Consider the following 10,263-nt stretch of genomic DNA (forward strand, 5'->3'; position numbering starts at 1 on the left):
AGCGCATGCATAAGAGCCCCTAACAACTAAAGTTGTAAGGGGCTCTAAAATTTATTTTGGTTGATTGTCTTCTGGTTTATCTGAAGTCATTGTTTTTGTAGTATTATCATTTAATGAATCTTGTGCTTTTTCTGTTTTTGTTTCAACAGATGTTGTCACTTTATCATTTTCTACTTTTGTATTTTTTGGTTCAGTGACAACTTTTTTGTTCTTGTCAGCTGCTTTTACTTTATCTTTAGTAATTTTTTGGCCGCGTTTTAAGTAATATTGAACGATACCCATTAAAATGATTGCATGAATAACAACGAATAAAATGATTGTCATTACTGTATAAACTCTTATGATATTTTCTGCAACACTTTGAGAGAGTGATTGCGTATTAAATGAAATCAAGTAACCAACAGGTGTTTTAAATAAAATAATAATTAAGTTTAATAATAGTATTCCAATGAAAAATTTGAAAAATGTTTTTTGACCATTTTTCATTGCTTTAAATCCATTAGCTAAGTGTGTTTTTACTTTATCGTTAGTTGATTCAACGAAACTAGTCATAATGTTGAAAACAGGTATTAACAATAACCAAGTAATAATTGCTTTAATCAATAAAACAACAATGATTATGATGCTTTGAGTTGTAATAGCAATACCAACCAGGTGTGTACTATCTGCATATGATGATTGTACTGAATTCATAATCATTTCTGATACTGGAGAAAATAATTTGTATAGTAATGATGTCAGAAGTGAAAGAACGATAATCATTGCTACAGATACAAGGCCGATCAGAACGCTCTTTAAATAATTACCTTTTTTAAATGCAATAAATAAATTGGTAAATTTTACTTTTTCATGACTCATTGCTCGTTTCATAACATTTGTAATTCCGATGAAAATTTGAGCTAAAACAAACAGTGAAACTACAGCTGCTATAAGTAATACAGCGATAACTTTTAAATATGCATCTCCTGGTGGTTTTTGCCCAAATTGTGAATAAATTGCAATAGTTTGTACATACTTAGCAAGCTGGAAATTAGCAAGTAAATATACAACTGCAATTACAGCAAATGCTATAAGTGCATATATCAATGTTATTAATAATTGTGGTTTAGCATTTTTAAATGCTGATTTAAAGTAAGTAAACAAAGTGGTGCCTCCTTTTCTTCATATAAATACAATAACAAAAAACACGTTATTTTCATATTAATATCTAATAAAAATTAATTAAAGTGACTAAAGTTAGAGAATTATAATAGTAAATTGTCAAAAATATGACTAATGTAAGAAATAATAGTTGAAAATTTGTTAATAAACATTGCATCAACAAAGACCAAACAAGTCGCCATAAAGACATAAAAAACCTATTGCCATTGAAAAGTTTAATCGATGCAATGGCAGTAGGTTAAAATTATTAATGTACATGCGCGTGATGATGAGCATGATGGTTATGTGAATGACTATGTGTTCCTGAACATATAATCGATTCATCATGTTTGTGATTAGGCGTTTCTAATTGAATAGTCATATGGTGAATGTTTAAATGTAATAAATCATGCTCAATGTTTTCTAATAATAATTCACATTCTTTCATTGTCAATGTATGGTCTACAACAACATGACAACTTAATGCATTCATATCATTTGAAATTGTCCAAACATGGCAATCATGCACACTTTGTATTCGTGAATCCTTTTTAATAGTAGTTATAACTTCATCTATATCAACATCACTTGGTGTGCCTTCCATTAAAATGTTAATTGAAGATTTTGTGATACCCCAAGCACTTTTTAAAATAATAACGGAAACTAAAATACTTGCGATAGGATCGGCGATTGTCCATCCAAATGCCCAAATTAAAATAGCTGCAGTAATGGCGCCAACTGAACCTAATAAGTCTCCGATAACATGTAGAAAAGCACCGCGCATATTTAAATTGTGTGAAGTGTCGCCGCCTTTAAACATAAAGAATGCAACAACGATATTGACAATTAAACCAATAATGCTAATGATTAACATTTCTTTTGATTGAACTTCAGAAGGAACAAAGAATCGTTTAATTGCTTCAAAAACAATCAAAATACTTATCACAAAAAGCGTTACCCCGTTAAATAACGCTGCGAGTACTTCGAAACGTTTATAACCAAATGTTTTCGTAGCTGTGGCGTTCTTTTCTGCATATATAAATGCGATTAAAGCAACACCTAATGAGAATGTGTCGCTAAACATATGGATACCATCAGATAGTAATGCCAAGCTGTTAGCAAGGAGACCGCCGATGATTTCGATAAACATGTATAGACCGATTATTAAAAACGATATAAACAATACTTTCTTATTATTTGTAGTTACATGACTATGCATATGATCATGATGATGTGAATGAGACATATTATAACCCACTTTCTTTAGGATGATTCGCGTGATGTATGGCTTGCTTTAACATAGTTGCTACGTGGATGTCATCTAATGAATAAATCATTGATTGGCCTTGTCGTTTTGCTTTCACAAGATGCACACTTTTAAGTAATTTTAATTGGTGCGAGACATTTGATTGAGATAAATTCAATTGATGTGAAATGTGACCAACACTTGCTTCACTGACTGATAACAATTCCATGATACGTATTCGATTGTAATCGCCTAATGCCTTGAAAATTTCAGTTACGCGTTCTAATGTATCTGTATTTATTTCTGAATATTGTTCTGACATTATATGAAAATCCCTTCATATGAATATTTGTTCATATATTAATTTAATACGTTCCCAGTAGTATGTCAATTGATTTTTATAGTTGTAACAAGTTTTACATATCTCATAAAGTGGTATGGCATAGGGAATAATAAATAGGAGAGTGTTGTAAATGAATATTTTGGTTATAGGTGCTAATGGCGGTGTAGGTTCGTTACTAGTGCAACAATTAGCAAAAGAAAATGTACCATTTACTGCAGGTGTTAGGCAATCCGATCAACTTAATGCGTTAAAATCACAAGGTATGAAAGCAATTCTTGTTGATGTTGAAAATGATTCAATAGAGACTTTAACTGAGACGTTTAAACCATTCGATAAAGTTATCTTTTCAGTAGGTTCTGGAGGGGACACAGGTGCAGATAAAACAATTATTGTCGATTTAGATGGTGCTGTTAAATCAATGATTGCGAGTAAAGAGGCTAATATTAAACACTATGTCATGGTTTCAACATATGATTCGAGACGTCAGGCTTTTGATGATAGCGGTGATTTAAAGCCATATACAATTGCTAAACATTACGCTGATGACTATTTAAGACGTTCAGGTTTGAATTATACAATTTTACATCCAGGGGCACTTACAAATGCAGCAGGATCTGGAAAGATAGAAGCTGCACAATATTTTGAAGGTAAAGGTGAAATTCCTAGAGAAGATGTTGCGACAGTATTAAAAGAAATTGTCACATCCAATCATTTTAATCACCAAGAGTTTCAAATTATTAGTGGTGACCAGGACATTAAAGATGCTTTAACTCAATTTGAAAATGAAACGGATTAATAAGGATAGTAAATATGATTTGAAGCGGGTTACTTTTTCGTAACTCGTTATTTTTTTAAAAATGATGAATTATAAGTATGAATAAGTACGTATTGTCTATGCGTTTTACAATGAATTTGAACAATGTATGGCACAACTATTAAAGTTGTTTATTAATTGGTATAATGGGCGAGTAAATTTAAAGGGAAATATGTACAAATGTAAGAGAGATATAATCTCTATGCTATAAAATTTTACATATGTTAAAGTACTGTAAATTTAAGTGAAGCGCTTTAATTGGCAGTACTGCAATGTTAGTAAATATGGTACAATCACTAATAGTTAATTTGAAATGTGGAAGTTTATAATACGATATAAATGAGAACAAAATCAAAATATAATGGAACAACAACATCAGAGTTCTATTGCTTACTTAATCACAATGGAGGTGCAACAATGCCATTATTTTTACAACCAATTTTAAAAACAAAATTATGGGGCGGTCAACGTCTAAGTGAGTTTGGATATCAATTAGACAATGATACAACTGGGGAATGTTGGTGTGTGTCAGCACATCCAAATGGTACGAGCGAGATTATTAATGGACCATATCAAGGTCAAACATTAGACCGTATTTGGTCAGAACATCGTGAATTGTTTGGTGATTTCCCAAGCAAAGATTTTCCGCTTCTAACTAAAATAGTGGATGCAAGAGAATCACTTTCTATTCATGTGCACCCTGATAATTCTTATGCTTATGAGCATGAAAATGGGCAATATGGCAAATCTGAATGTTGGTATATTATAGATGCAGAAGAAGATGCAGAAATAGTTATAGGGACATTAGCAGAGTCTAGAGAAGAAGTTGCGAATCATGTTCAACACGGAACGATAGAGTCGATACTTAGATATATTAAAGTAAAACCTGGAGAATTCTATTTTATTCCAGCAGGAACAGTACATACTATTTCTTCAGGAATACTAGCATACGAAACGATGCAATCGTCAGACATTACATATAGACTTTATGATTTCAATCGTCAAGATAATCAATATAATGATAGACCGTTAAATATTGAAAAAGCTTTAGACGTTATTCAGTACAATGCACCATTACCTAATATTTTGCCTGAAAGTGAAATTATTGAAAACCATAAGTGTACACACATTGTATCGAATGATTTCTTTACATTGGTTAAATGGGAAATTTCTGGCACGTTAAATTATATGAAGCCTAGAGAGTTCTGTTTAGTTACAGTGTTGGAAGGTGAAGGGCAAATGATTGTCGATGGTGAAATTTTCAAACTGACTACTGGTACAAACTTTATTTTGACTTCTGAAGATTTGGATAGTGTCTTTGAAGGTGATTTCACATTGATGATTAGCTATGTGTAATAGTGTAATAACAATTTAGGAGTGAATGATTTGAAGCAATTTCTATATATTGCGTTAGTATGTGGTGTGATAGCAGGTCTTGGTGCTTTCGTACATATACCGCAGTATCCGAGCATGACAATTCCACGTATAGTGGCTATTTTAGGAATTATCAGTGCTATGTTGACTTTTAAAGACAAGCAAATCAGCGCCTCATTAAAGTTTAGCGCATTGTTAATTAATGTGCTGCCATTATGCGGTACCTTTGTAGCTTCAAATTAATTGTCGATAGCGCGTTTGAATATAGTACAGTGCATTAACAGCAGAAATATGATTGTGTTAATGACATTGATGAAAATAAAGCACATCAACATAACCTCTCACTTGCATAGTAGTGAGGGGGTTTTTGTTGGTGTATATAAAATGAAGTAATTAATATTTAATGAAAATTAAGACATGCTAAAATTCTAAAGGCGTATAGATTTTTAAAAATGCGTATCAATGGCGCTATAGAGATAAGCAAGCATAGTGGTATCATATATAAATTTGTAGTTTTTATTGCATAATGTATGTAAGTATGTTTTTTTATATGCAAAATAGGTAGCTAAATATGTTAAACTGTTTGTAACAATTTTTATCATTAAGACAGATATAATAAATAAAATATAGAAAACTGATTAAAAGTTATACAGTTAATCGTATGTGTGTGTCCAACTGCATATAGAGTCGCACTTGTTGTAAAGCAAAATAGTTCGATTTACTTAGAAGTGAAAACGATAAGGGTCTGGGACATAAATTAATGTCCTAGGCGCTACAATGTTATAGGAAATGCGATTAAAATCGCAGTGAACAAAGGGGATACAGTTGATCGCATACGCGCCCAACTGCATAAGAAACACTAAAAGAATGTAATTCATAGTGTTTCTAAAATTTATTCAGGTTAAGGAGTATTAAGATGACAGCAGAAACGAATTATTTTTGGTTGAATTGTGGATATAACCGTTGGAATCATAATGAACCGTTAGTAGGACAAACAGCTTTATTTGAATCAGGCGCACATTTTAACCCATCTCAAGGATTTAGAGCGTTTAAAAAGGCTAAAGTAGGAGATCAAGTCATCTTTTATCAAGTTCAGACGGATACTGGACTACTTGGATGTGGTGAAATAATTAGTGTTGAAACAGGTGCACAAAATAAAATACGTGTACAGTTTCGTTTTAATGAACAATTGAAACCATTAACAGCAGATTATTTAAAGCGTAGTGAAGCTTTGGAATTTCGTATGAGTAATATGAAAGAGACATTGTTCAACCAAATCACTGCAGAAGAGTTTGATTTAATAAGTGGTCTTGGTAAAGGCGAAATTAAGATACCACGTTATTTCTTTTTAGCTGAAACTGAAGAATTTGAACCTGGAAACCAATATACGATTTATACGCACACGTACAACGGTATTAAACGTAATGGTTATCATTTTTATACTCAGTTAGAAGAAGGCGACAATATTATTTTTTATAATCGAACGAAAAATCAATCTGTCGTTGGAATTGGAGAAGTATCAAAGCATATTCATGAAAAACCACCAATTCCTGGTAGAACAAATAGTACAGTGATTGAAGTGTCTTATGAGAAAGACATTACGCCGATTACATTAAGTACATTAAATAAGCATCCTAAATTGAAAAATTTATATTTCCTACAAGAAAATGCAAAACAGGCTATTGCAAGTATGTCACAAGCACAGTATGATGCAATTATTGAAATGAGCGATAATAATGGGTTGAAATCTCCATTTGAAATGGTTCAAAAACCAGATATGCTTGAAAGTGAAAAAGAAGAAGCATTAAAGCCATTTATTTTACTTGTTGTAGATCGAAAAGAAGAAGGCTTAAAAGCGGCTAATGACTTATTGCAAAAAGCGAATGCAAATCCTGTTATAACAACAGGTCATCCTGATTTTTCAGAAGATATGCTTTATGGCAAGTATTTACCAAATGAAACAGGGGCATTATACTATCGTGAAGGATTTATTACTCAATTAATGCCTAAAAAGGATAAAAGTTATTTAGTTATTGATAATTTTAATCGTATAGATACAGACATTTTCCAAACGTATATTAATGTGTTAGAAGGCTATGAAGTAACATTACCACGTTATAATAAAGACGGTAATATGATTAAATGGTCACGACAAAAAGATTCTTTCTATTATTTCAATCCTAATTGGCATATTGTAGGTATTACATATGACAGTTTAGAGGAAATTAAGGAGAAATATTCAGAGCAGTTTTTAAAATACACACGTATAGTCAAAGTCAAACATGACTAATGATATATGATAGTTTTTGAAAAGAAGTAAGGATAAGATTAAAAATTGCATAATTGCATATTTGAATAACCGCATAAAGAAAAAATGACGGGTAATCAACCATAAGAGCTAATTAAGAGCTTATGATAGATTACTCGTTTTTATTTTAATAAATAATAAAGACAGTATATGAATATAAATGAATTTATGTTAATGGATTAAAACTTTATATGAGTTTTCCAGTGGTATATTGAATAAGACGAACGACTAAACGCTAAGTTGATAATAAGAAATAATATTACACTGTAGATTGAGAAATTTAAAGTAAATAAAAAATGCATTATACAATAAATATAAAACTGAAAAATAAATTTTATGGCAATTTCGTGTAGCGAGGACTTATTAAGTGACAACCTTGTTTAAATGTTTTTAAATTAGGAAAAATGACTATAAGTAGTATTGAAGGAGCGAATAAATTATGCCAATCGTATATTATGATGGAAACTGTATATATTGTTATAACTATGTCATTTGGTTAATTCAACATGACCTACCAAGAAATTATCAATTTGCCACGTTAAAAGGTGAAGTTGGACAACAATTTTTTAAACAACATCCAGAAGCGGCAAATAAAAATAGTGTGATTTTACAGAAAGGTGATCGTATATATTTTGAATCGCAGGCGATTATTCAACTAATCACAGCACTACCTAATCGAACTAAATTATTGGGCGTAGGTTTATGGCTTGTACCTAAACCAGTCCGTAATTTCGGTTATCGAATGTTTGCTAATAATAGAAATAGAATGTGGAAAACAACATGGCACCAACCAAATGATTATGAAAAATCATTCTTTTTAGATGATAATGCGAAAGTAAAACTTACTGATTGATAAAACATAGTTATTAATTGATAATAGACATACTAGATGATGGATTAAAATTTAGGCATTTAAAAAGCGAAACACCTCACAATTAAATTAGAATAATTATAAAAAAGAGAGTAAAAACACTTTACAGATTAGAATCATTATAATATAATAATTAATATAAACAAGAAAGACGTAGACAATTTTAAGGAGTGTATTAAATATGAGTAATCAACAAGATGTTGTAAAAGAATTGAATCAACAAGTAGCAAACTGGACAGTAGCTTATACAAAGCTACATAATTTCCACTGGTATGTGAAAGGACCTAACTTCTTCTCATTACACGTTAAATTTGAAGAATTATATAATGAAGCAAGTCAATATGTAGACGAATTAGCTGAAAGAATTTTAGCTGTAGGAGGAAACCCTGTAGGTACATTAACTGAATGTTTAGAGCAATCAATTGTTAAAGAAGCTGCGAAAGGTTACTCTGCAGAACAAATGGTTGAAGAATTATCTCAAGATTTCACTAATATCTCAAAACAATTAGAAAAAGCGATTGAAATTGCTGGAAATGCCGGTGATGATGTATCAGAAGATATGTTTATAGGTATGCAAACATCAGTAGATAAACATAATTGGATGTTTAAATCTTACTTAAGCTAATCTACAGATAAGTAATAATATAAATAAAAGCCAACACATAAATGGGGATACGCCCAGAATGTGTTGGCTTTTTGAGTTTAATCGCATTGTTAAAGAGCAATTAAAGTCAATTTAAATAAGTTATTCTGCGATTTCTAAAGCGATTTCCATCATTTGTGTAAATGAATTTTGACGTTCTTCAGGTGTAGTAGCTTCGTCACGTAAAATATGATCACTTACTGTGAAAATACCAAGTGCTTTTTTACCAGCATGAATCGCATTTAAATATAAACCAGCTGATTCCATTTCGATACCTAAAATACCCATTTTTTTCCAAGCATCATTGAATGTTGGATCGGCATTGTAAAATGTATCAGAAGATAATACGTTGCCTACGTGCGTAGTAGCACCGATTTGGTCAGCGACATTTTTAGCTTTAGTTACTAATTCGAAGTCAGCGATAGGCGCGAAATGACCTGGAATATTGTATTGATCTACATAATTTGAATTAGTTGATGCAGCTTGTGCAATAATAACATCGTATAAGTTAACATTTTCTTGTAATGCGCCACAAGAACCGATACGAATGATTGTATCTACATCAAAGAAGTTGTATAACTCATATGAGTAAATACCGATACTTGGAATACCCATACCAGAACCCATTACAGAAACTTCTTTACCTTTATATGTACCAGTGTAACCAAACATGTTACGTACATCGTTAAATTGTTCAACATTTTCTAAAAAATTATCAGCAATATATTTTGCGCGTAGCGGATCGCCAGGCATTAATACTGTTTTAGCAATTTTTACTCCATTTGGTTGAATATGTGGTGTACCTTTTGTCATTTGTTATCTTCTCCTTAATATTCATTAATAATTTTAAGATAACATTTGTTTCCCTTTTTTGCGAATTTTTGTACTATAGAATTAAAGAATTATAAAAATATAATCCTGATTAGCTTGTTGGCAAGTCATCGTTCATAATGAAGATATCATGTTCAATTGTATTGTTTGTTTATGGGAAATGAATTAATGTAATAGTATATGTATGCGGTTACATAAAAAGCGGACATCTAACCTGATATTTAAATGAACCTGACGCTCAATCAACTAATTTACAACCGTATTTTTATAATCAACCATAAAGGAGGAGATAGAAAATGAATAGTGCAAAATTGATTGATCACACTTTACTGAAGCCTGAGTCAACACGTACGCAAATCGATCAAATCATCGATGAAGCGAAAGCATACAATTTTAAATCTGTATGTGTGAATCCAACGCATGTTAAATATGCAGCAGAGCGACTAGCTGATTCAGAGGTGCTCGTTTGTACGGTAATAGGATTCCCATTAGGTGCATCGACAACTGCAACGAAAGCATTTGAAACAGAAGATGCAATTCAAAATGGTGCAGATGAAATTGATATGGTTATCAACATCGGCGCATTAAAAGATGGACGTTTTGATGATGTACAACAAGATATTGAAGCAGTGGTTAAAGCTGCGAAAGGTCACACGGTGAAAGTGATTATTGAGACGGTATTGTTGGACCATG

At 31.6% G+C, this 10,263-nt stretch carries 11 protein-coding genes; 7 read left to right on the forward strand and 4 right to left on the reverse strand.

Annotated features, from left to right (window positions below; genetic code table 11):
- Positions 1-51: 51 nt before the first annotated feature.
- From HMPREF2658_RS06545 to czrA, 3 genes are all read right to left on the reverse strand, one after another.
- Complete coding sequence (locus tag HMPREF2658_RS06545) at positions 52-1,143, reverse strand: hypothetical protein (RefSeq protein WP_000495676.1); 1,092 nt, start codon at positions 1,141-1,143, stop codon at positions 52-54.
- Between the two features lie 265 nt (positions 1,144-1,408).
- Entirely contained in the window at positions 1,409-2,386 is a 978-nt protein-coding gene (gene czrB / locus HMPREF2658_RS06550; protein ID WP_000019731.1) for a CDF family zinc efflux transporter CzrB, read from the reverse strand.
- 1 nt (position 2,387) lies between these two features.
- Positions 2,388-2,708: a Zn(II)-responsive metalloregulatory transcriptional repressor CzrA gene (gene czrA, locus HMPREF2658_RS06555; protein WP_000003759.1), complete on the reverse strand. Its 321-nt coding sequence runs from the start codon at positions 2,706-2,708 to the stop codon at positions 2,388-2,390.
- 151 nt (positions 2,709-2,859) lie between these two features.
- Here czrA and HMPREF2658_RS06560 point away from each other — a divergent pair, with 151 nt between their 5' ends.
- The 6 genes from HMPREF2658_RS06560 to HMPREF2658_RS06585 all read left to right on the forward strand — a co-directional run bounded on the left by HMPREF2658_RS06560 (position 2,860) and on the right by HMPREF2658_RS06585 (position 8,721).
- Positions 2,860-3,525, forward strand: coding sequence for an SDR family oxidoreductase (locus HMPREF2658_RS06560; protein ID WP_070854267.1), 666 nt, complete (start codon positions 2,860-2,862; stop codon positions 3,523-3,525).
- A 435-nt stretch (positions 3,526-3,960) separates the two neighbouring features.
- A complete protein-coding gene (locus HMPREF2658_RS06565; protein WP_001127960.1) occupies positions 3,961-4,899 on the forward strand; it encodes a type I phosphomannose isomerase catalytic subunit in 939 nt (312 codons plus the stop codon).
- 30 nt (positions 4,900-4,929) lie between these two features.
- Positions 4,930-5,160 (forward strand): hypothetical protein, encoded by a 231-nt coding sequence (locus HMPREF2658_RS06570; RefSeq protein WP_000808821.1) that lies wholly within the window; start codon positions 4,930-4,932, stop codon positions 5,158-5,160.
- 673 nt (positions 5,161-5,833) lie between these two features.
- Positions 5,834-7,207, forward strand: a complete 1,374-nt coding sequence (locus tag HMPREF2658_RS06575; RefSeq protein WP_000123402.1) for an EVE domain-containing protein — start codon at positions 5,834-5,836, stop codon at positions 7,205-7,207.
- A 457-nt stretch (positions 7,208-7,664) separates the two neighbouring features.
- On the forward strand, positions 7,665-8,078 hold the full coding sequence (locus tag HMPREF2658_RS06580) for a thiol-disulfide oxidoreductase DCC family protein (protein ID WP_001123306.1): 414 nt from the start codon (positions 7,665-7,667) through the stop codon (positions 8,076-8,078).
- 199 nt (positions 8,079-8,277) lie between these two features.
- Positions 8,278-8,721 carry a Dps family protein gene (locus HMPREF2658_RS06585; RefSeq protein WP_000070865.1) on the forward strand — a complete coding sequence of 148 codons (444 nt, stop codon included), beginning with the start codon at positions 8,278-8,280 and terminating at the stop codon, positions 8,719-8,721.
- A gap of 120 nt (positions 8,722-8,841) precedes the next feature.
- Here HMPREF2658_RS06585 and deoD read toward each other — a convergent pair whose 3' ends face one another.
- Positions 8,842-9,552 carry a purine-nucleoside phosphorylase gene (deoD, locus tag HMPREF2658_RS06590; RefSeq protein ID WP_000160304.1) on the reverse strand — a complete coding sequence of 237 codons (711 nt, stop codon included), beginning with the start codon at positions 9,550-9,552 and terminating at the stop codon, positions 8,842-8,844.
- A gap of 314 nt (positions 9,553-9,866) precedes the next feature.
- Here deoD and deoC point away from each other — a divergent pair.
- Positions 9,867-10,263 (forward strand): deoxyribose-phosphate aldolase (deoC, locus tag HMPREF2658_RS06595; RefSeq protein ID WP_070854269.1); only part of this gene is annotated, 397 nt, incomplete at its 3' end.

The sequence above is a fragment of the Staphylococcus sp. HMSC062H10 genome (genome assembly GCF_001836945.1).
GTDB lineage: Bacteria > Bacillota > Bacilli > Staphylococcales > Staphylococcaceae > Staphylococcus > Staphylococcus aureus.